Raw genomic sequence first — 20,904 nt, 5'->3', positions numbered from 1 at the left:
ATGAATAATCCGATCTATGAGATTCCGGTGGCGGCTCCCGGCTTTGGTCCAACGGCAATGAGCCGAGCGGATGCCGATCAGCCCGCTGGCACCCCTGGTCCCGCTGGCTTGGCCGAGCCGGACTACCTGACCGCTCCGATCGTGTCCACCGAGGGAGTCTTTGTTGACGCCGGTGATTCCGCCGCGCTCACGCGCGGGGTAGCAGGGCAGGAACCCGATCCGGATCTCCTGAACGCGCTCATGACCGTGCTCGACCTCGATGCCTCCGACCTTCACATCACGGTGGGGGCGCAGCCGTGCATTCGCGTCGACGGCGGGCTACGCCCGGTCGCAGGCTCTACAAAGTGGTTGCGGGACAAGGTGACGTCCGCGCTCTTCAGCCTGCTGACGCCAACGCAGCGCGAAGAGTTCGAACGGGAGCTTGAACTCGACTTCGCCTTCACGGCGGGCGGCGCGAGATTTCGGGTGAATTACTACCAGCAGCGCAATTCGGTGGGAGGGGCCTTCCGCCTCATTCCGCGGGAAATCAAGCAGCTGTCCGAACTTGGGGTGCCCGAGTCCGTCGCGAAATTCGCTCAGTTGCCGCGCGGACTCGTGCTCGTGACCGGACCGACTGGATCCGGCAAATCCACGACGCTCGCCGCCCTGATCGACCTCGTCAATCGAACGCGTGCCGACCACATCGTCACGGTCGAAGACCCGATCGAGTTTCTGCACCGGCACCAAAAGTCGCTCGTGAATCAGCGCGAAGTCGGTCACGACACGCACAGCTTCGCCGCCGCGCTCAAGCATGTACTGAGGCAGGACCCAGACGTGATCCTGATCGGAGAACTGCGTGACCTGGAAACCGTGTCGGTCGCCCTGACGGCGGCCGAGACGGGACACCTCGTGTTTGCAACGCTGCACACACAGGACGCCGCGCAGACCATCGACCGGGTGATCGACGTCTTCCCGCCCTATCAGCAAGGACAGGTGCGGGCCCAGCTCGCGGCCACCCTGCAGGGAGTCATCTGCCAGACCCTCGTAAAAAAGGTCGGTGGTGGTCGCGTGGTGGCCACGGAGGTGCTCGTGGCGACCTCAGCCATCGCAAACCTCATTCGAGAGGGCAAGACCTACCAGATCTCCTCTGCCATGCAGGCGGGGCGGGCGCTCGGTATGCACACGATGGACCAGCACCTGGCCGCCCTCGTCAATGCCGGCAGCATTACCCGGCAGTCCGCGGAAGAAAAAGCCCAGGACTTCGAGGGCCTGGCTCAGCTCATCGCGCATTCCGGTGGCGGCAGCAGTTCGCTCGATACGACCATGTCGGCCGGGGGAATCGACTTCGGCGACTCGTTCTCACCCCGAAAGAAGTAGCGCCATGCCCACCACCCTCGCGTATGCCTACAAGGGGCGTAACGCTGCCGGAAAGGTCGTGAAGGGGCGAATCGATGCCGCTTCGGAGAGCGTCGCCATGACTCGCTTGCGCAACATGGGAGTCTCCCCGATCTCCGTCGCCGAGGTCGTGGTTGGCACCGGACTGAGTCGAGAGATCAGTATTCCCGGGTTCGCCAAGCATCCGGGGCTCAAAGACCTTGCCGTGATGAGCCGCCAGATGGCCACCATGACCTCCGCCGGGCTTTCCCTGTTGCGCACGCTCAATATCTTGTCGATGCAGACCGAGAACAAGGAACTCGCAAAGATCCTCACGAGCGTTCGTAACGATGTGGAAACGGGCGTCTCCCTGTCGGAAGCCATGATCAAACACGCGAACGTGTTCCCGCCCATCATGATCAATCTGATCAGGGCGGGAGAGACCGGTGGATTCCTTGAAAATTCCCTCAACTCGGTCGCAGAAAACTTTGAATCGGAGGGCAAGCTGCGCGACACGATTAAGTCGGCGATGGCCTACCCCACGATCGTGCTCGTTATGGCGGTCGTGGCCGTTGTCGGCATGCTCACCTTCATCGTGCCGGTGTTCGAGAAGATGTTCGCCGGGTTCGGTGGCCAGCTTCCCCTCCCGACCCAGATTCTCGTCGTGCTCTCCCAAGTCATGGTGTGGCTGCTGCCGCTACTCGTCGTGGGGGGAATCGTCTTTTCGGTGTGGTGGCGCAAGAACAAAAACACCGAGACCGTGCGCAAAATTATTGACCCGATCAAGCTCAAGGTGCCTGTTTTCGGGCCGCTCATGACCAAGCTCGCGATCGCACGCTTCAGTCGCAACTTCTCGACCATGATCGGCGCCGGCGTGCCCATTCTGCAGTCGCTGAATATCGTGGGGGAAACCTCCGGCAACTGGGTGGTGGAATCGGCGCTCCGTAAGGTTCAGGAGTCCGTGCGGCAGGGCATGTCGATCGCGGGGCCGCTCTCGCTGGAACCGGTTTTTCCCCCTATGGTCGTGCAGATGATCGCGGTAGGCGAAGACGCCGGAGCCCTGCAGACCATGCTCGGAAAGATCGCGGACTTTTACGACCAGGAAGTGCAGTCCACGGCCGAACAGTTGACGGCACTGATCGAGCCGCTGATGATCGCGTTCATCGGAATTGTGATCGGCGGCATGATCGTGGCGCTGTACATGCCCATGTTTTCAATTTTTGAATATATCAAGTGACATTTCGCCCCTGAACTGGGGATTGATAATTCAGATTTTTTACTTTTTTTTGCGCAATCCACGTAGGCTCAAATCAAGCTTGCGAAGGCCTTCCTCGCCAGTGCTCAGAGAAGGACCCATCATGATCAACAGCCTTACCGGACCACTTGCCCGCAAGCGAGCAGCCCTGAACAAAGAAGACCACGGGTTCACCCTCATCGAACTCCTCGTGGTAGTCATCATCATCGGAATTCTGGCCGCAATCGCCATTCCGATCTTTCTGAGCCAGCAGAACCAGGCCAAGGATTCCGCTGCCAAATCAGACCTTGGCAATGCCAAAGTTGCCTACGTGAGTTTGTTGATCGACACTCCCGCCGGAACTACGACCATTGGCGCGCTCACCCCTTATGGCTTTACCCCGACAATTCCCGCGAGCGTCTCCATCCCGGTCGGCGGCACGAACTTCTGTATCCAGGCTACGAGCGCCTCAACCAAGATCTTCAGCATCACCAATGCCGGTGGTGTCGTCGCAGGTGCTTGCGCCCCCTAGGGTGCAACGGAGTGCCGCCGAGCTGTTGCCCCGGCCGAAGTTGAGTACGGTGGGGGCGCCAAGAACGGTGGGGCATCGCGAACGCGACGCCCCACCGTTTCATTCTCCGATCTCTGAAACGTCGTTCCAAAGGAGGGGCCATGAACGACCGCCAGCGGGAGACTCCCCGGGCAACGGAAGCGGGTTTCGGCCTCATCGAGATTGCAGTCTCCATGTTCCTGCTCGGGCTACTGGCCGTGGCCCTGTTGCCGTTCCTGGTGCAGGGCGTCACTCAGTCAGCGGCTAACGGAACGCTCGCGGCGGCCACCCAACTCCTGAACAAGGAGATGGAGAACGCGCGGGCCCAAACCACCTGCACCGCCCTGACCGCAGCCACCTTCTCCGTGGTCGATCCGCGTGGCGTGACTCTTCAGGTAGCTCGGACGGTCGGCGGTGCCTGTCCTGCCTCGGCGTCTTCGTACCCGATAACGGTTCCCATGGCTGTCACGGTCGTGCGAACCGATACCGGTGTCGTGCTGGCGTCGGCCAAGACCTTGATTTTTGTGGCGGTGAAATGACATGTTCCTCGAACAAGACGACGATCCGGAGCGGGGCTACACGCTCGTCGAACTGATCGTCTACAGCAGCCTGCTGATCATCGTCGTCGCCGTCGTCGCTGGACTGTTCGTCAGCGGTCTGACCGCAACCGAGCGCGTGCAAACCGTGACGGCTGCGACCACATCGGGGCAAGTGGTGGCGGATTCAATCGAGACCAACGTGCGCAATTCCACCGATTTTCTCTTGACGACCCCGGCGGGTACCGACCAATTCCTCGTCGCCCGCACCGTGAATCGAGACTCAACCTTGTCGTGGCATTGCGTCGCTTGGTATTACTCGGCGGCCGGCAATGGCAGCATCTATTCCAAGCGATCCAGTGTTGCCATTCTCCTGCCCACGCCGATTGAACTCCAGGATTGGACGCTCGTGCAGGAAGGGATCGCACCCGTAGCTGGGACGAATATTTTTTCTGCAAGCGGACAGCAGCTCACCGTGAATTTCGCGAGCCTCGCCGGTGACCACCCGTCGGTCGTGATCTCAAGCTCCGCAACCAGTCGGGCCGGAGCATCGGGGGGCCTGACATGTTTCTAAATCGCGGCGTCGCCTCGCTGCGCGGCTGTCCGGAGCGCGGGGCTGCGCTGGCCTCCGTGCTGGGTGTGATGGCGGTTGGTTTGCTGTTCGCCTCGCTCATCACGGCCGCTGTTGTGGGCGCCTATGGAGTGAGTTCGTCTACTCGGTCCGGGGTTCAGTCCGGTGCGGCAGCGGATGCTGGCGTTGCGGCGGCACGCCAGGGTCTCTACGTCGTCGGCAACTGCGCCGGGCAAGCCGTTCCGGGAACTTACGCTTCTGCGGTGGCTCCCCGGTACAGCGCGAAAATCGAGTATTTCGGGGGCAGCACCTGGATTGCGGGGTGTCCGCCCGTGACGGCAACCGAGGTGCGGATCACCTCGCTCGGAACGGCCCAAACTGCGGGCGTCAACGGTGCCACGGAAGGCAACGTGACGAAGGTCGAGGCGATCCTGAAGTACCTCGTGCCCGGGATTGAGCCGAGCGGCGTTGCGCTCTACCTGTATCGGGGCGGCACCGTGGAGTCCAACTCGAGCTTCGATTTGACGGAATCACCTGGGGCCGGTCTCATGGTCAAAAACGGCAACTTTGATTGCGCGAAGAACAACACCGTGATCAACGGGAGTGTTCTCGTGACGGGAAACCTGACGTTCACGGGATCATGCACGGTTAACGGGACTGCCTGGGTGTCGGGCGCGGCGACTCTCGGCTCGGGAAGGATCAGCGACAACCTGACGGCTGGCACCGTGAGTCCCAACCCGCCCGGGACTCGCGTCGGCGGCACGTACACTCACTCCGCGATCATTCCCGAGGTGCCGCCGTGGACAGAGGTGGCGTACGCCCCCGCCGCCTGGGTGGATTCCACCGGCACACCCTATGAGGTGAGAACCCTGGGCGCCTGCGCCCTGCCCAACGGAAACCTCGGCGGAACCAGTGCGGGCAAGCCGGTTATCATCAACGCGCTCGACTGTGCGCTGGGACCGACGGCGTCCCACAACACCACCGTCACGCTCACCAGCGATGTGGTGATTTTCGCGAACAAGTTTGATTTCTCCGGAGTCAACGCGCTGCAGTTTTCCTCGTCGACGAGTGCCGTGCACAAGATCTGGTTCATCACGCCGGATCAGCTGTCCAACGAACAACCCACCTGCACGGCGCCGACACAGGGAAACTTCACCGTGAAGAACGGTTTCTCGATCAACAGTCCGGTCGAGGCGCTGCTCTACACGCCGTGCGCCTTCGACGGTGCCAATAGCTTCAGCTGGCGCGGGCAAGTGATCGCGGGAAACTACAGCTCGGCCAAGAACAACCCCACCTTCACCTTTGTGCCGCTCGGTCTGCCGGGAGTGGACCTCGAAACCGGCAGCGCGACACCCACCATCACAAACCCGCAACCGGGATCGGTCGTGTCGAACAGGGAAGTGGCCGACTGATGAACACGGCAGCGATACACGCGGCAGCGATAGGCACGGCAGCGATAGGCACAGGAGCCCAGCCATGACGGACAGCGTCGTCGGAATCGATATCGGCACGTCCGGCTTGCGCGGCGTGGAGGTGCGCGACGCCGACAAGGCCCGTCCCGTGCTCATGCGCTACCACCAGATTGCACTGCCGGCGGGAGCAGTGAACCGCGGAGAGGTCGCTGAGCCAAATACCGTAGCGGCCGCGCTGAAGACCCTGTGGTCGGCGGGCGGTTTTAAGAGCAAGAATGTGGTGCTCGGAATCGGTAATCATCGCGCGCTCGCGCGAGACCTCGCGGTGCCCAAGACGAGTATGAAACGCATCCGCGAAACCCTGCCCTTCCTCGTTGCAGACATGTTGCCCGTACCCGTAGCGGAGGCCCTGCTCGATTTCTACCCGATCAACGAGAGTGCGGGTGAGAACGGCCCCGAGATCAACGGCCTGTTGATCGTTGCGGTCAAGGAGGGGGTGCAGGGCAATATCGCCGCCGTGCAACTGGCCGGCCTGACCGCAGTCGAAGTCGACCTCATCCCCTTCGCGGTCAGCCGAGCCGTGTGTCGGGGGACAACGTTCGACGGCGCGGTTGCCCTCATCGATGTCGGTCAGGCAACCACGAGCATTGTGATCACGCTCGCCGGAGTTCCGCAGTTTGTGCGGCTCATCCCAGCGGGCGGGGGAGACCTCACCCAGGCACTGGTGCTGGGCTTGTCCGTCGACGCGCCCACAGCAGAATTAGTGAAACGCGAGCACGGACTTGCCGAGGCATCCACGACGAACCACGCTGTCGAGGCGACCATCATTGCCGAGGCGACGAGCGACCTGCTCAACAGCCTCCGCAATACCGTCAACTACTTTTCACACACCAGGCCGCACATCCCCGTGACTGGAATTGTGCTCTTGGGAGGTGGCTGCCAGCTGGACGGATTCGCGCAGGCGCTCAGTGCGCTGACGCGATTGCCCATCCTGCCGGCAGATCCGTTCGCGTCGGTTGCGCTCGCCAGAGGCATAGATCCCGCAGCCCTGCAGCTCACGAATGGTGCCTTCACCGTGGCACTCGGCCTCGCACTGGGGAGCACAGCATGACCAGCAAGAAGCCGACGGATGAACTCGTTCTCGGGGCGGAACCCCGCATGGACCTGCTTCCGCCCGAAGTTCGTCTGCTCAAGAAGGTCAAGGCTACCCGGCGACGCCTCGGAGGCGTCTTGCTGGCGGTGCTGGTACTCGTTGGGGCGGGGGTCGGAGCATCCAGCTGGTACGCCCTGCAGAGCCAGGCCGAACTTGCCGCTGCGCGGGAACGCACCACGGAGCTGCTGGCCAGCCAATCGAAGTATTCCGAGGTTCAGAAGGTGCAGGCCGCTCTCGACACAACACTGGTCGCGCGGCAATTCGGAGCATCCACTGAAATTGATTGGAAGGCCTACCTCGCCCAGGTGCTGGCACTCGTGCCGAGCACCGTGACCGTTGACACGCTCTCGATCGACTCAGCATCGCCCCTGGTTCCCTACGAGCAGGCGGCGTCTCCCCTGCTGAACGCCCGGGTGGCGACGATCAGGATACTTTTCACGAGCCCCGATGCCACGAGCGTGCCGGCGTGGCTGGAGCGCATGTCGACGCTGCCCGGCTATGCGGATTCCCTGCCGGCCGCGATCACCCGGACGGATACCGGTCTCTACACCGTTGACTTCGTGCTGCACGTCAATGAGGGCGCGTTTTCGGGACGCTTCGCCACTGCGGAGGGGAAGTGATCATGGACAAGAACAGGCTCTGGGTGATCGGCGCCCTGCTGGTGATCGGCGCTATCGTGGGCCTCGGGTGGCTTCTCGGGATTTCGCCCAAACTGAGCGAGGTTCGGTTGGCGGAGGCCGATCGTGACACGACGCTGGCGCAAAATGCCGCTTCTGAGCTACAGGTGCTTGCCCTCAAGAAGCAGTTCGAGAACATCGACGAGCTCACGGATGACCTGTCCGCAATTCAACTGGCCGTTCCCAGCTCCGCCGAGATTCCAGCGCTGATTGACGAGTTCAATGCGATCGCCGCGGGCAGCCAGGTCGTGATCTCCGCGTTCAGGCAGAACGACGCGCAGGCATTTGACCCGGCGTTGCTCGTCGTGGCGGCACCCACAGCAGCGGCGCCCCCGTCGGCGCCTACCTCGGAGGCAACACCGAGTCCGGCGCCGAGCGAAGCTGCCGACGCTGCCACCGAGGCGGCGACTGCTGCCGGCGCGGTTCCAGCCGCAGGGGTTGACCCCCGCCTCACTCCGGCAAATTTCATTGCCATCCCGCTCAGCATCACCGTTACCGGTCGATACGACAGTGTGCTCGATTTCGTTTCGGGCATTCAGCACGGCCGGAGGCTCGTCCTGATCAACGCCCTCTCCACGGTGCCGACCGTCGACGTCGCGGTAGTGAGCGGCACGGTCACGGGCACGATTACCGCCCTTGTCTACGTTCTCCTCGATCCGAACACGGAGACGCAGACAGCCCAATAATGGGATTTCCCTACCCCAACCCCAATTCGCCGCTCTCAGTCGGGCGAAACCAGGGCGGGCTGGGCCGCGAGAGGTAGTAGCCCTGGCCGTAGTGGCAGCCCATCTCGCGGAGCAGGTCGCGTTGACCGGCCGTCTCGATCCCCTCGGCGATAACGTCGAGGTGCACCACGTCGGCGAGGCGCACCCCGAGCTGTCGTAGCTCGGCAAACGTCGCGGCGGCCGGGCCAATGGCATCGAGCAGTGCGCTTTCGGTCAGTTCCAGGCAGCGTTGCGCTGGCGAAAGCCCCCATACCTGCAGGGCTTGCCGCACCGCGGCACCAAAATCGTCGCGGGCGAACTGACGGGCCGACACGTTGACGTTGACGGTCACCTGGTTGAGGGTCGTTGCCGCGAGGGAGGCCTGGTAGAACAGGCCGGTGAACCGGGTATCCTCGTGGATCTCGGCGACGCTGACGTTGACACAGTTCTAGCCGATGCCACGCAGCGCCCGCTCTGAGCGCTGGTGCGTGTACTGGTCAGCCGACGGGCTGACGTTTGCACCGTGATCCGCTGACTTGCCCGGCTTGAAAATATTCTCGATGGGCCGGTCGAGCACTCCGTGGGCCGGCCCGGCCAGCTCGAACAGCCATTGTGACCCTCCACGACGTAACCGTTGAGGGTCGCAATGGCCGTTCCCAGGGGAGACGACTCGAAAGCCGCCTCAAACCGGGCATGGGTAGCGGATGCTTCCTGCTCGGCTACGCGCACGGCCCGCTCGGCCGTCAACCGCTCCACGTCGTCGGGATGGATGGTGACCGCCCAGCCCGAACCCAGGGACTGGTCAAGTCGCAGGCCACTGAGCGCGTGCCATTGGTCGTTCGCCGTCAGCAGACCGCCGCTGGCGTCGAGCTCGACGATGCCAACGGGGGCGAGTCACACGAGCGCGTAGAGCTGCGTGGCGGTGTTAGCCAATTCGCCGGTTCGCTCTGTCGCGTTTGATTGCGTTAGGTCGTCAGCGGAACAATCGCGGAGTCGATCAAGGTCGCGCAGCCGCACTGCCGCGGCCCAGCTCATTCCGCAGCCGAGAATCGTCATGGTCATAAGGAGGAGCGCAACACCGACGTTAATGTCGTACAGGTTCGCCTGCTGTCCCCACAGCTGCCCGAGCACGAGCACGATCGGCCCGCTGACGAAGAAGGGGATGGCCCAGCGCAACAGGGTTTCGGTGCTTCCGCGATCCGTGAGCAGGCCGACGGGGCTGTCCGGATGGCGGTGAAGCATCAGGAATGGACCCAAAACGATCGGGCAAATAAAGGTTTGCGGGTCCATGGCGGCGAACCTGTCGAGTGCGAACACCGCGACGGTCCGGTCTACTTCAACCGCTCGCCGCGGGTGGAAGGGCGCTACGCCGGTCAGGAATTCGCACCGCCCGAGGTGCCGACCGAGAAGGACGACCAGCCGTTTCCCTGGCTGGCCATGGTGGCGCCGGTGCTGCTCGGTGTGAGCATGTGGCTCATTTTCGACCGCCCGGCGGCGCTGCTGTTCGTGCTGATGAGCCCGATGATGCTCATCGGCAACTTCTTCATGAACCGCTCGAAGGACCAACGTCTGGTCAAGCGCTCGATCGGCCGGTTCGACACCCGTCTGGCAGCCTTGAGCGCGCAGCTGCTCACCGAACGCACGCTGGAGCAGCAGGCTGGCCTCGGCGAATCGCCGTCGAACGTCGAAGCGCTTACGGAGTCGTTCGAGCGCGGACCGCTCAGGTGGACCCGACGGCCCGAGCACTGGTCCTTCCCCGGTGAGACCATAACGGATGTCGCGGTCGAGTCGGTCGACTCCGCCACGGCCCTGCACTTCGCGTGCCGCCTGGCCCCGGTCATCGACGCCGGTGCGCTCATCGCTGACTCGAGCGACCTGCCGCGCTCGGTGTCGATGGTCACCCTGCGCGGCCATGATCTGGAGAGCGTCTCCCTGCGCACCCTGCGCACCCTGCGCACCCTGGCGATCGCGGCCGGCCGCACGAGCGCCGGCGGGCCCGTCGCGGTTTATGGCCTCGACTTCGCCGCCGGCAGCCTCCGCAGGCTCGAACCGCTGCCGCACGTGGGCAGCATGATCGGCGGCGGCGGCGACATTGAACGCATCAATCGCCTGTTCGGACTGCTCAAGGCCGAACTTGAAGCGCGCGGCAACCGCTTTGTCGAGGCCACCGCGTCAACGATCGCCGAGTACCGCGCGCTGGCGAGCCGCCCCAACGAGCCGTCCCAACGAGCCGCGCATTCTGCTGCTCATCGACGGGTTCGCGGCCTTTCGGGAAGACTGGGAGGTCGCGAGTGGCCGGTCGAACTGGTACGACGTGTTCCGCAGCATCCTCTCGGATGGTCGTCATCTGGGCGTCCACGTGGCTTTTACCGCCGACCTGGCCAGCCCGCGCATGGCGCTCGTCGTCGAAAACCTCGCGGACTTTCTGCAGACCCCGGCCGATGCCGCGCTGGTTGAGCTCATCAAACAGGTCATGCGCAGTGACCATTTTCTGGTCGCCGATGGTGAAACCGCGTCGTGGAACTCGTCCTGGCCAGTGTTCGCCGAGATGAAGTATTCCAGGCGCGGCCTGCTGCTGCAGCCCGACACCATCCAGGGCGACATTCTGCTCAACACTCCGCTGCCGCGACTGAACCGGGCCGAATTTCCGCCCGGCCGCGGCATGATGGTGGCCGGCGGCAAGGTTCTGCGGGTGCAGCTTCCGCTCGTGGAATAGCGGCAATTGCTTTCCCGGGGTCTTTGGATGCTGTATTGACCATCAGTATTGACAATCATCCCGCGCCACTCATCCTCCTCCTCCTCATCCTCCTCCTCCGGGGACTGGCTGCTAGAACGGTTGAGGGTTGGTGTCGTCGGTGTTCCAGCTGCCGTTCCAGTCGCTATTCCACGGATCGCTGATCGGTTCGACTGGCGGCAGCGGTGCGGGCGGGTCCGGCGGTGGTGGGGCTGGCGTTTCGGTTTGCTGCAGGTGCGGACGGATGCGGGTGGCGGGGTCGGTGGCGTAGTGTTTGCCGGCGGGGCTGGTCCAGTGGACGGTGCCGTCGGGGTTGGCGACGGCTTTCCAATCGGAGAAGTGCTTGAGGTTGTGGTGGGCGGGCGAGAGGAAGTGGAGGTTGGTGGCGGTGGTGGGGCCGCCGAATTGTTTATCGNGAGAGGAAGTGGAGGTTGGTGGCGGTGGTGGGGCCGCCGAATTGTTTATCGATGGTGTGGTCGAGGTCGGCGTGGCCGGCGGAGCGGTTGCAGCCGGGGAACCGGCAGGTTCCATCGCGTAGGCGCAGGTATTTCTTCAGCGCCGCGGGCACGCGGAACGGGGTGGAGCTGACGTCGAGGACGATGCCGGTGTGCGGGTGGGTGAGGACGCGGAGGAAACTCGTCGCGGTCCCAGCCAGCTTGCGGGCCGTCTCCGGGTCGATCGGGCCGTAGCCTTCGAGGTCGGCGGGTTCCTCACTCAGACCCATCAGGGTGAGGACGGGGACGGTGATGTTGACGTTGGCGGTGAGGCCGGCGCCGAGGCCTGTGCCGGTGACGCCCTGCTGGAGCAGGTCGATGGCGACGTCGGCGCGGAGTTGGCTGAGGGTGCGGGGCTCATCGGGGCCCTGCAGACTGATCGCAGCATCGGTGACCCGGGTGTAGACGCCTTGCAGGTCGTCGCCGGCCGCTCGTAACCAGAGGGTGGCCGTGCCGTCCTTGTCGGGGAAGAACTGCACCTTGCGGTCGGCCAGGCACCGGGTGCGGCGAACGGTGATGCTGTCGGGGTGGAACCGCTCCCGCAGCTTGCGGGCTTTGCCATCAAACTGCGCCGGAGTGAGGCGTTTCGCGTGCGGCAGCAACACCGCCTCCAACTCGGCCCGGGCGGGCTCGGAGACGGAATCGAGCTGGTCGAGCAGCCGCTGGGCATGCCGCAGGGAGATCTCTCCGGTGCGGAGCGCGGTCAGGGTCTCGGGCCGGGATTCGACCAGCACCCGGCTCTCCCGCAACAGGCCAGAGGCTGTGCCGGCCGGGATGCGCAGCGCACAGGCCATTTCGGCGACCAGGCCCTGCTGAGCGGCGAAGGTCGCATCCCAGTCATGCTCATGCTGCGGACCGGCCTGCGGACGACCGGTCTCAGCACTGTTAGTGGTGTACTCCCACGCCTCAGTCAAGACCTCAGCCTTACTCGCCTGCGCCCACGCGATCACCTTCTCGAGGTAGAGCACCCGGTCGACGAACTGCGCCTGGTGCCGCTGAAACGGACTCAGCACGTCCACGGAACCACCAGGGGCCAGACCGGGTTGGTCCGGGTCAGCGTCAGCCGGGTCAGCCTCAGCCGGGTCAGTGCAACGCTCGCCAGCGGTGCATCCGTCAGTGGTGCATCCGTCCGGGATGAAATCGACCGGGAGAAAATTGTCCGCGAGGTAATTGGTATACAGGAACTCTTCGCGGAGGTCCTCATCGAAGACGTTCTCGGGCGGCACCGCGGCGAACACCTCGGTCAGGTCCAAGCCGACCGGAATGGTCGGGCAATCAATCAACTCCGGGCGGTCAGCCGCCAGACTCACCGGTGCCGGGCTCACTGGTGTCGGACTCACCGATGCCGGGTTGACCAGTTCCAGGTCGAGGTCTTCATATGGGGCGCAGTCTCCGAGCCCCTCGGCCAGTTGGAGCCGCCAATCAGCCTGACACTGCGCCCAGAACACCTCGAACTCGGCACGCTCTTCGAGTGTGGACGGCGGGTAGCCGTGAGCCGCGAAGAACGGATCGACACGGCCCGGCTGTGGGGTATCGCCGCTCTGGCTCATAGAACAAGTGTACCAAAACCATGCGCCAGAAGCGAGGGTTTCTCAGAAATGTTTGGATGTATGTGCGAATATGCATTCGGTTCGACTCGAACGTTTTCGCGGCCGGCTCGCGCCAGTCCATGGCGGTATCGGCAAGCTCGACCAACGGAAGCGGGCGGGTCTCGCAGGGAACCAGTACCCCGACTTCGTGCAGCTAGCGTCCAGTGCGGGCAGTGGACGGCGAGTGCACCCCTATTCGACCCGTCCGGGGTATTGCCATTAGGTCAGGACCACACGCAGCCTTTCGGGCTCCAACAGTGGCGACACCGTGGCCAATCGCAATGTGACCTAGTCCGACATGACGGATGCCGCTGGTCGACTCAGTTCCGGCAAGGAAGACCTCATCACCAAGCTGACCGAGCTGCAGACGCTCGTGAACAATCTGGTCGGTTCCCGCTTCGTGACGGACTCGGCTTCGGGTGCTTTCCAGACCGCGTATGACTCGTTCACGCAGGGCACGACCCGTCGCGGTCAACGGCCTCGACGGCATGAGTCAGTTCCTCACCGCCGCCGCCGACGCACTCGGCAACGCGGACACCGAGCTCGGCAACGCTATCCGCGGCTAGCGCCCGGTCAAGCGTTCTGTGGCCCCCACCGCGCTCACATTTTGCACCCCCCATTGTGGGGGTGTATCATGTCCCCTTGTGGGTGTCGGGATCGGGCGCCGTGGTTAAGCTTGAACCTTAGACCAGCACAAGGTTGCACGACAGAAACAACGCAGGTCGGGGGGAGCAATGGGCAGGCGACTTCCCTCTGTTCCGCCCGTTTTGTCGGGCTACAGCTACGTGCGCCCGCTCGGCACCGGCGGATTCGCCGACGTCTTTCTGTTCGAACAGAACATGCCGCGCCGCTCCGTGGCCGTCAAAGTGCTGCTGCGGGACATCGTCGACGATGACGTATTGCGCTCATTCAATGCCGAAGCCGATGTCATGGCCAGGCTCAGCTCGCATCCGTCTATTCTCACCGTCTACAACGCGAGCATCTCGGCCGACGGCCGCCCCTATCTCGTGATGGAATTCTGCCCTGGCTCATACGCCTCGCGTGAGCGCGCTGCGCCGCTGCCCCTGGCGACGGTGCTGGGCGTCGCAGTCAAAATCGCCTGCGCCCTCGAAACCGCACACCGCTCCAAGGTGCTGCACCGAGACATCAAACCGTCCAACATTCTCACCACGACCTTCGGCGGTCCGGTGCTCGGTGACTTCGGTATCGCCGCTTCCCTGGCCGGTGGCGGCCCGGGCGAACTGTTCGCCATGTCGCTGCCGTGGAGCGCCCCAGAAGTTGTCGACGAGCGCACGACCGGTACCGTCGCCACCGAAGTCTGGTCGTTCGGCGCCACCCTCTACTCTCTACTGGCCGATCGGGCCCCGTTCGACCTGCCCGCCGGATCCGCCGGATCGCGCGCACAACTGAAACAACGCATCAGCCGGGCCAAATACACGAGCATCGGGCGAGCGGATGTTCCCCCCGCCCTCGAAACCATCCTCGCCCGTATGATGAGTCGCGACCCGGCCAGCCGCCAGGCGAGCCTGCTCGAGTGCGCGCACGACCTGCAGCGGGTGCAGCGCGACCTGGGGCTGCCGATCACCGCGCTCGAAGTGGCGGACGAAGCGTGGGCATCCGCTGGCATGCCCGTCGATTTCAACAACCTGGAGGCTCGCGGCCCGGTCGTCTCCGACGTGGTCATCGCGTCGCTGCGCCCCGGCCGGGGCACCCGTCGCCCGGCCTCACAAACGCGGGAGGGCACGCTGACCGACGTTGACGGCCCCCGCCGAACGCGCCTGCGCCCGGTGGCCCTCGCCCTGCTTCTGGTCGGGGCGGTCGTCGTCGGTGGTGGCGCGACGTTCGGCGCCCTGCTTCTCGTTGGGCTGATCTAGTGGCCGGGCCGCGCACCCGCCGCCGATTCCCGGTGATATCGAAGAAGCGTCGCGGCATTATTCGCATTATGGCGGTGGCCGCGATCGGTGCGTTGCTGGCCACGGTGGCCATCGTCGTCGACGGTTTCGATGTAAAGCAGACTCCGGTGCACGCGAGCTCGATCTGGGCGCTGCAGAGCGGCGACGGCAACCGGTACGCCCGCATCAACACCGACCTGCTCGAACTGGACACCGTGAAAACCGTGCCGGCGCCGAGCGAATTGGTGCAGACCGACGCGACCGTGCTGCTCTACGCGCAGAACAACGAAAAAGTCGTCGACGTGAGCCTCGCCGCGCCGATCGACCTCGGCGACGACGCCGCCGACTACGACGTGACCCCGGCCGGTACCCGCACCGTCGTCTCATCGGGGGCCTGGGTCGGCTACCTCACGACCACCGGAGCGGTGTTCGCCGGGGCGGTCGGCGCGGCCGAATCCCCGCGCCCGGTCAACCCCTACGCCGACGACGAAGTCATCGAGGGCGAAACCGCCCGCTCCTACGTCTCCGACGCCGTCGCGATCACCCCCGACGGCGTGCTCTACAGCTACTCCAGCGCGGCCAACAGCGTGCTGCGCTATTACATAGTGGACGACGAAATTCTGGGTGATGACACCGTCACCGACGGTCCGACCGAGCCAGGCACCCAGCTGAGCGTCGTCGGCGATACCTGGGCGCTGCTCAGCGTGGCCGGCGACGAACTCTGGCTGGCCGGCCAGGACGAACCGGTCGAGACGAATCTGAGCGAGCTGGCCGTGCTGCAGCGCCCGAGCAGTACCGACGACCTGCGGGGCTCCGACGGCGTGCTCGTGGCCGACCAGACCGGCCTGGTTTCCTTTGCGCTGGCTGACGGTGCCCGCACCGAACTGGTCGGCGATTTTGAGACTGTGCTCGGGGCCCCGGCCGTACCGACCCCTTTTAATGGCGAGCGCTACGCGGCCTGGCTGCCGTCCTCCGGCGCCGGCGGCACTCTGTTCAGCGAAAGCGCCGGCGAAACGACGCTCAGCTACGGCACGGCCACACCGAACGGGGACGCAGCCCCCGCGTTTCGGTCCAACGACTCCCTCATGATTCTCAACGACTCCCGGAGCGGATGGGTGTGGACCGTTCCGGGCGGCGCCCTGGTCGAGAGTTCCCAGGACTGGACCCTCGCCGCCGCTGAAGAACCGCAGCGCCAGGACGACGTGGAGGAAGCCTCTGAGGTTGTCGAGCCCAAGGCTCCCGTGGCGGTTGCCGATGCCTTCGGGGTGCGCAGCGACCAACTCGCCCTGCTTCCCGTGCTGCTCAACGACCACGACGCCAACGGCGACGTGCTCACCGTGCTGCCAGCCTCGGTGACCGGGCTTGACCCTTCCTGGGGCACCGTCAGCGTCACCGACTCGAACCAGGCCATCGCAGTGCAGGTCGCCGCCGGCGCTCGCGGCTCGGCCACGTTCAGCTACGCCGTCACCGACGGTTCCCGCGCAGACGGACTCAACTCGCCGGCCACGACGGTCACCCTGACCGTGCACGGCGACGACGTGAATGCCGCGCCGGTATGGTGCGGCACCGAGGGCTGCCTGCAAGACTGGCCGAGCCCCGAGGTGCAACCCGGCGGTACGGTCACCGTTCCGGTGCTGCCCGGCTGGGTCGATCCCGACGGGGATCCGATTTTCGTCGCATCCGTTGTGAACACGACCGACGTCGGCTCGGTCAGCGTGACGCCGGCCGGGGTGCTCGTCTACAAGCACCCCAACGCGACCGACCAGACCGCGCAATCGGCAACCATTCTGGTGAGCGTCTCCGACATTCACGGCGCCACGGCCGAGAAGGTGCTCACGATCGCGGTCACGCCGACCCCGCAGCTCACGGCCCTACCGTTCGCACTGCTCGCCTCGGTGAACGAACGCCTCACGGTCAGCCCGGCCGAGTACGTCTCCGGCGCAGCCGGCCTGTACCGCATCAATTCGGCGACCACCCCGACCAGCTCCGAGGGATCCACGGTCGGCGTCACCGCCAACGGAACCTCCTTCGACTTCGTCGCCACTATGCCAGGCAACTACACGGTCAGCCTCACCATCGCCGACGACGCCAGCGAAGTCGTCTCTTTCGTGCGCATTTCGGTGGTGTCAGCGGATGCGCAGGCACTCGCCACCTCCCCGGTGACCGTTTTCGTGCGGCCCAAGGCGGACACGAGCGTCGACGTCTTCACCGCCGTCTCCAACCCGGCCGGGCGGGTGCTGCTGCTCGGCGAAGCTATCCCCGACACCGTGTTCGGCGCATCGCTCAGCGTCGACGTGGTCGGCCAGAACGTGTTGCGCGTGCGCGGCTCGACCGCCGACGAACGGCCGGGCAAGCTCGGCATCGTGCGCTACACCGTCTCTGACGGCACCGAAAACCCGCTGTACACCGTGCGCGGCGAGGCCACCGTCTACCTGCTTCCGGCGTCAGTGCCGCAGGCACCGATCGCCAGGAACGACAGCGTGTCGGTGCGGGTCGGCGCGCAGATTGACATTCCCGTGCTCGCCAACGACGTCGCGCCCGACGGCAATATCGTGATGCTCAACGCCGAATCGGTGCAGAACAGAAGCGATCGGGGTCTCGCCTTCGCGGCCGGCGCCGAGCTGCGCTACCTCGCGCCGGACCAGCCGGGCAGCTATGAACTCGGCTACAGCGTCTATGTCGCCGGCGCCCCCGAATTGATCGACTCGGCCGTCGTCTCGATCGAGGTGCTCGCCGAGGGCGACAACACCGCCCCACAGCCGCACACCCTCTACGGCCGCGTGCTGTCGGGGGAGAGCATCGAGATTCCGTTCGACAGCTTCGGCCTCGACCCGGACGGCGACACCGTCGTGCTCGACCGGGTGCTCACCCAACCGGCGCGCGGAACCGCCGGGGTCAACGCCACCGGCGACGCCATTGTCTATTCGAGCCCTCTCGACTACCACGGCGCCATCGAATTCCAATACCGGGTGCGCGATGCCAGCGGCGCCACCGGCATCGCCCTGGTGCGCATCGGTGTGCTCGACCAGCGCTCCAACCCGAGCCCGATCACCTTCAGTGACTACGTCGAGGTGCAGGTCGGTGCCGACAACCTGGTGATCGTGCGCCCGGCCGCCAACGACGTGGAACCCGGAGGCGGACGACTCACCCTGACCGGCGTCACGCCCGACGCCACGGCCGGCTCGCTCGAATACGATGCCCTGCAGCAGCGCATCGAGCAGGTCAGCGACAACCAGGTGGTCTTCACCGCCGGCGACGAGCCCGGACTGCTCACCTTCGTCTACTCCGTCGCCAACGAGAACGAAGACGTCGGCCAGGGCCTCATCGTTGTGAAGGTGGTGCGCGCCTCCGTTCCTGACTTTCCCATCGTCATCGACACGACCGTCGCTCTCGACGACCGCGACTCGTTCCCGACAGGCATCGACGTCGTGACCGGCAAAGTCTCCTGGAACTCTGGCGACGTCGGGGGCCTGACCCTGGCACTGTGGGGCGACCACCCCGGCCTCTCGGTCTCCGGCTGGAAGATCAGCGGCGAGGTTCCCGACGAGGGACTCCTCGCCCCGTTCTCGCTGACCGGCCTCAATTTTCAGGGTGTCGAAGTCACCACCTACGGGTTCCTGCGCATTCCTTCAGCGGATGCCATCATCCTCGCGCTCAAAAAGGGCAACGTGGAGCAGAACGTTCGGGAAGACGCCTCCGTCAGCTTCGACCTGGCCAGCCTGGTGTCGATTCCGGCCGGGACCGAGCTGCAACTGGAGCGGTCGGGCATCCGTTCATCGGGCGAACGCGCAAACGCGCGGTGTACCTTCGACGCCGGCACCCGCGTCACCTATCGGGCCGGATCCGATGCCCCCTGGAGCGACTCGTGCACCGTGCCGGTGCGCATCGACGGCCAGGAGGATTACACCCAGCTGGTCGTGCCGATCGTCGTTGAAGCGCTTGACCCGCAGCCGACCCTGCGCCCAGCGGCACTGACCCAAAGCCCGGGAGCCGACGCCATTCGCTACGACCTCAGCCACATGGTCGACTGGCAGGGTAAGGGAGCGGTACCGGCGCTGACCTTCGCGACCGAGATCGTCTCCGACCAGTTCACCGTGACGCAGGACGGTGCCATTCTCACGATCTCCGTCGCGGACAACGCCGTGGCCGGCCGTGAGGCGGCCGTGAGGGTGAGCCTCGCCAGCCACCGCGACGCCGAGCCGGCCCTGCTCGCGCTCAAAGTCGGCCCGGCGCCGAGCGAGCTGCCCAAGGGCGGTACGGTGGCACGGACCTGTTCGCAGTCCTCCGGCTCGAGCTGCTCGATCGCCGTCGTCGGCGTGGCCGGCGAGGTCAACTTGTACCGCAACACGCCGCTCGTACTGGTGTCGGTCGCGGCGCCGAGCACCTGCGTCGGCGTCTCCTTCGCGGTGGAGAACACCCGCAGCGTGCGGGCCTCTTGGTCTGGTGATACCGCCGGCGGGGTCTGCGAGGCCAGTTTTGTGGTGCGCGACGCGCAGGGCAAGCTCAGCGCCGGCAGCCGCAACGGGTCGATCACGGTCGACCTGCAGGGGTACCCCAAGGCGCCGAACGCGGTCACCCAGATCGCCTACGGCGACGAGTCGATCACCCTGTCCGTCAGCCCCGGCGGCGCGAACTCCACCTACCCGAAGCTCACGGGATTCACCCTGTACCGCAATGGGGCTTCGGTCGGTCGCTGTGATGTTTCGGGCGACTGCGGTGTGATTCGAACGACCGAAAACGGTCTGAAGGACCGCTACGAGGCCAAGGCCGTGAACGCCGTCGGCGAATCTCGCAGTGCGGTCAGCGTCACGGCCTGGTCCTATGACACTCCCGGCATGGGAACGCTCACGGCTGAGCCAGTCTTCGACGAGGATGTGACCAGCGCCGGCACCGGCGCTGTGGCCGTGACCATCGAAAACAATGACCGGTCCACCAATCGGTACAGCGTCAACGGGGTCGAACAACGAGTCGCTTCGCCCGGTCTCGGAACGACCGAGCTCACCCTCGCACTCGAGGTCGGCGACCAGAACATCACCGTGACACCGCTGAGTCGCCACGAGCAGCCCGCCGGAACCGGCCCGACCGAGGAGACGACGTCGCAGACGGTGCTCGTGGCCGGATCGCCCGCCATCACCAGTGCCGGTGTGCTGAGCTCGCAGAACCGGTCGATCACCGTGGCCCAAGCGCGCTTCGAGAAGAACTTCAGCACCCTGCCGGAAGAATTTCTCTACGTCGCCTCACTCACCGAGGGCGCGACCTGCCGACTCACCGCGACCGGTCTGACCTCGGCCGGCGCCGCAGCCACTTCGAAAGACCGCGAAATCGACGGTCTGACCAAACACACAGAATATTTCGTGACGGTCTGCTACTCCAACGGCTACGGGGTCGCCACAGCCGCTGTCGATTCGATCACCACCTGGGAGCAGCCGCCCGCCCCGGGCAACGGGGAATACACCTACGGCCTGGCGGCGCCGGTTGACGGCCAGTACCTCATCACCGCTCCCACATCGTCGACGACCGCGCCGAGCGATTTCGTGGTCGACTTCGAAAACTTCGACGACGTCAGGGGCTCGACGGTGTTCGGCGCCGACCCGCGTATTCGCGTGCGGTACTGCACCGAGGCCGATTCCACCCTGTGCAGCGATTGGTCGACGGTGGAAGCAGCCGACGCCGCGCGCGCCTGGCAGGTCAGGTTCGCGGTGAACGGCCTCGACAACAGTGGCTGCGTCATCGGCGGTACGCTCGCCGTCGCGGTCGACGCAACGGACACCGGCCTCGCCGAGGGGGTGGTCACCGCTGCGCAGTACGACGTCATCAACCCCAACGGTGGCCGAATGTGGGTGAACGGCGACCAGAATGTGCCCCTGGACGCCGCCCAGACCAGAAACGTGAACTGGACCCTGAGCTGGACCGCCCCCGAAACCTCGGGTCTGGAAATCGTCTCAGGTACTACGACGACCACCGCCGTCGCGTGCACCGCGGCGACCACCACAACACCGTGACAG

The 20,904-nt window shown here is 65.0% G+C and carries 18 protein-coding genes; 14 read left to right on the top strand and 4 right to left on the bottom strand.

Annotation, left to right across the window (positions count from 1 at the left end; genetic code table 11):
- The 9 genes from E3O45_RS07480 to E3O45_RS07440 all read left to right on the top strand — a co-directional run bounded on the left by E3O45_RS07480 (position 1) and on the right by E3O45_RS07440 (position 8,172).
- Entirely contained in the window at positions 1-1,356 is a 1,356-nt protein-coding gene (locus tag E3O45_RS07480; protein WP_304988986.1) for a type IV pilus twitching motility protein PilT, read from the top strand.
- 4 nt (positions 1,357-1,360) lie between these two features.
- Positions 1,361-2,590: a type II secretion system F family protein gene (locus E3O45_RS07475; protein WP_104131535.1), complete on the top strand. Its 1,230-nt coding sequence runs from the start codon at positions 1,361-1,363 to the stop codon at positions 2,588-2,590.
- 121 nt (positions 2,591-2,711) lie between these two features.
- On the top strand, positions 2,712-3,119 hold the full coding sequence (locus tag E3O45_RS18275) for a type IV pilin protein (RefSeq protein ID WP_134442828.1): 408 nt from the start codon (positions 2,712-2,714) through the stop codon (positions 3,117-3,119).
- A gap of 140 nt (positions 3,120-3,259) precedes the next feature.
- Positions 3,260-3,676, top strand: a complete 417-nt coding sequence (locus E3O45_RS07465; protein WP_134442827.1) for a hypothetical protein — start codon at positions 3,260-3,262, stop codon at positions 3,674-3,676.
- Between the two features lies 1 nt (position 3,677).
- Positions 3,678-4,247, top strand: coding sequence for a type II secretion system protein J (locus E3O45_RS07460; RefSeq protein ID WP_134442826.1), 570 nt, complete (start codon positions 3,678-3,680; stop codon positions 4,245-4,247).
- Positions 4,238-5,656 carry a hypothetical protein gene (locus tag E3O45_RS07455; RefSeq protein WP_134442825.1) on the top strand — a complete coding sequence of 473 codons (1,419 nt, stop codon included), beginning with the start codon at positions 4,238-4,240 and terminating at the stop codon, positions 5,654-5,656. The genes E3O45_RS07460 and E3O45_RS07455 overlap by 10 nt, the downstream gene beginning before the upstream one ends.
- Before the next feature lie 64 nt (positions 5,657-5,720).
- Positions 5,721-6,767 carry a type IV pilus assembly protein PilM gene (gene pilM, locus E3O45_RS07450; RefSeq protein WP_134442824.1) on the top strand — a complete coding sequence of 349 codons (1,047 nt, stop codon included), beginning with the start codon at positions 5,721-5,723 and terminating at the stop codon, positions 6,765-6,767.
- On the top strand, positions 6,764-7,429 hold the full coding sequence (locus E3O45_RS07445; protein ID WP_134442823.1) for a hypothetical protein: 666 nt from the start codon (positions 6,764-6,766) through the stop codon (positions 7,427-7,429). Before pilM ends, E3O45_RS07445 begins: the two co-directional genes overlap by 4 nt.
- Positions 7,430-7,431: 2 nt before the next feature.
- Positions 7,432-8,172 carry a type 4a pilus biogenesis protein PilO gene (locus tag E3O45_RS07440; protein WP_134442822.1) on the top strand — a complete coding sequence of 247 codons (741 nt, stop codon included), beginning with the start codon at positions 7,432-7,434 and terminating at the stop codon, positions 8,170-8,172.
- A 10-nt stretch (positions 8,173-8,182) separates the two neighbouring features.
- On the opposite strand, the gene E3O45_RS07435 is transcribed toward E3O45_RS07440, so the two are convergent.
- The 3 genes from E3O45_RS07435 to E3O45_RS07425 are packed head-to-tail and all read right to left on the bottom strand — an operon-like array spanning position 8,183 to position 9,432.
- Complete coding sequence (locus E3O45_RS07435; RefSeq protein ID WP_166789422.1) at positions 8,183-8,542, bottom strand: EAL domain-containing protein; 360 nt, start codon at positions 8,540-8,542, stop codon at positions 8,183-8,185.
- Positions 8,539-9,069: a PAS domain-containing protein gene (locus E3O45_RS18400; protein ID WP_134442895.1), complete on the bottom strand. Its 531-nt coding sequence runs from the start codon at positions 9,067-9,069 to the stop codon at positions 8,539-8,541. Before E3O45_RS18400 ends, E3O45_RS07435 begins: the two co-directional genes overlap by 4 nt.
- 15 nt (positions 9,070-9,084) lie before the next feature.
- Positions 9,085-9,432, bottom strand: coding sequence for a hypothetical protein (locus E3O45_RS07425; RefSeq protein ID WP_134442820.1), 348 nt, complete (start codon positions 9,430-9,432; stop codon positions 9,085-9,087).
- Here E3O45_RS07425 and E3O45_RS07420 point away from each other — a divergent pair.
- Together E3O45_RS07420 and E3O45_RS07415 are read left to right on the top strand one after the other, a co-directional pair.
- On the top strand, positions 9,418-10,647 hold the full coding sequence (locus tag E3O45_RS07420; RefSeq protein WP_134442819.1) for an FtsK/SpoIIIE domain-containing protein: 1,230 nt from the start codon (positions 9,418-9,420) through the stop codon (positions 10,645-10,647). The two genes, E3O45_RS07425 and E3O45_RS07420, sit on opposite strands and share 15 nt — an antisense overlap.
- The gene (locus E3O45_RS07415) at positions 10,550-10,906 is read left to right on the top strand and encodes a hypothetical protein (protein ID WP_134442818.1); all 357 of its coding nucleotides are present in this window, start codon (positions 10,550-10,552) and stop codon (positions 10,904-10,906) included. The genes E3O45_RS07420 and E3O45_RS07415 overlap by 98 nt, the downstream gene beginning before the upstream one ends.
- 427 nt (positions 10,907-11,333) lie before the next feature.
- On the opposite strand, the gene E3O45_RS07410 is transcribed toward E3O45_RS07415, so the two are convergent.
- Positions 11,334-12,968, bottom strand: a complete 1,635-nt coding sequence (locus tag E3O45_RS07410; RefSeq protein WP_134442817.1) for an HNH endonuclease signature motif containing protein — start codon at positions 12,966-12,968, stop codon at positions 11,334-11,336.
- A gap of 476 nt (positions 12,969-13,444) precedes the next feature.
- Here E3O45_RS07410 and E3O45_RS18210 point away from each other — a divergent pair, with 476 nt between their 5' ends.
- The 3 genes from E3O45_RS18210 to E3O45_RS07395 all read left to right on the top strand — a co-directional run bounded on the left by E3O45_RS18210 (position 13,445) and on the right by E3O45_RS07395 (position 20,901).
- Positions 13,445-13,573, top strand: coding sequence for a hypothetical protein (locus E3O45_RS18210; RefSeq protein ID WP_255452967.1), 129 nt, complete (start codon positions 13,445-13,447; stop codon positions 13,571-13,573).
- A 168-nt stretch (positions 13,574-13,741) separates the two neighbouring features.
- The gene (locus tag E3O45_RS07400) at positions 13,742-14,881 is read left to right on the top strand and encodes a serine/threonine-protein kinase (RefSeq protein WP_134442816.1); all 1,140 of its coding nucleotides are present in this window, start codon (positions 13,742-13,744) and stop codon (positions 14,879-14,881) included.
- Positions 14,881-20,901, top strand: a complete 6,021-nt coding sequence (locus tag E3O45_RS07395) for an Ig-like domain-containing protein (RefSeq protein WP_134442815.1) — start codon at positions 14,881-14,883, stop codon at positions 20,899-20,901. The genes E3O45_RS07400 and E3O45_RS07395 overlap by 1 nt, the downstream gene beginning before the upstream one ends.
- Positions 20,902-20,904: the final 3 nt, after the last annotated feature.

This window comes from Cryobacterium sp. TMS1-20-1 (assembly GCF_004402355.1).
GTDB lineage: Bacteria > Actinomycetota > Actinomycetes > Actinomycetales > Microbacteriaceae > Cryobacterium > Cryobacterium levicorallinum.
This window is presented reverse-complemented; position numbering and strand designations above follow the sequence as displayed.

What these genes read in the sequence shown, in the direction of transcription:
- E3O45_RS18275 (WP_134442828.1), top strand. Translation starts at nt 2,712, where the DNA reads ATGATCAACAGCCTTACCGGACCACTTGCCCGCAAGCGAGCAGCCCTG.
- E3O45_RS07465 (WP_134442827.1), top strand. Translation starts at nt 3,260, where the DNA reads ATGAACGACCGCCAGCGGGAGACTCCCCGGGCAACGGAAGCGGGTTTC.
- pilM (WP_134442824.1), top strand. Translation starts at nt 5,721, where the DNA reads ATGACGGACAGCGTCGTCGGAATCGATATCGGCACGTCCGGCTTGCGC.
- E3O45_RS07400 (WP_134442816.1), top strand. Translation starts at nt 13,742, where the DNA reads ATGGGCAGGCGACTTCCCTCTGTTCCGCCCGTTTTGTCGGGCTACAGC.
- E3O45_RS18210 (WP_255452967.1), top strand. Translation starts at nt 13,445, where the DNA reads ATGACTCGTTCACGCAGGGCACGACCCGTCGCGGTCAACGGCCTCGAC.
- E3O45_RS07455 (WP_134442825.1), top strand. Translation starts at nt 4,238, where the DNA reads ATGTTTCTAAATCGCGGCGTCGCCTCGCTGCGCGGCTGTCCGGAGCGC.
- E3O45_RS07440 (WP_134442822.1), top strand. Translation starts at nt 7,432, where the DNA reads ATGGACAAGAACAGGCTCTGGGTGATCGGCGCCCTGCTGGTGATCGGC.
- E3O45_RS07445 (WP_134442823.1), top strand. Translation starts at nt 6,764, where the DNA reads ATGACCAGCAAGAAGCCGACGGATGAACTCGTTCTCGGGGCGGAACCC.
- E3O45_RS07425 (WP_134442820.1), bottom strand. Translation starts at nt 9,432, where the DNA reads ATGCTTCACCGCCATCCGGACAGCCCCGTCGGCCTGCTCACGGATCGC.
- E3O45_RS07420 (WP_134442819.1), top strand. Translation starts at nt 9,418, where the DNA reads ATGGCGGTGAAGCATCAGGAATGGACCCAAAACGATCGGGCAAATAAA.
- E3O45_RS07460 (WP_134442826.1), top strand. Translation starts at nt 3,678, where the DNA reads ATGTTCCTCGAACAAGACGACGATCCGGAGCGGGGCTACACGCTCGTC.
- E3O45_RS07480 (WP_304988986.1), top strand. Translation starts at nt 1, where the DNA reads ATGAATAATCCGATCTATGAGATTCCGGTGGCGGCTCCCGGCTTTGGT.
- E3O45_RS07475 (WP_104131535.1), top strand. Translation starts at nt 1,361, where the DNA reads ATGCCCACCACCCTCGCGTATGCCTACAAGGGGCGTAACGCTGCCGGA.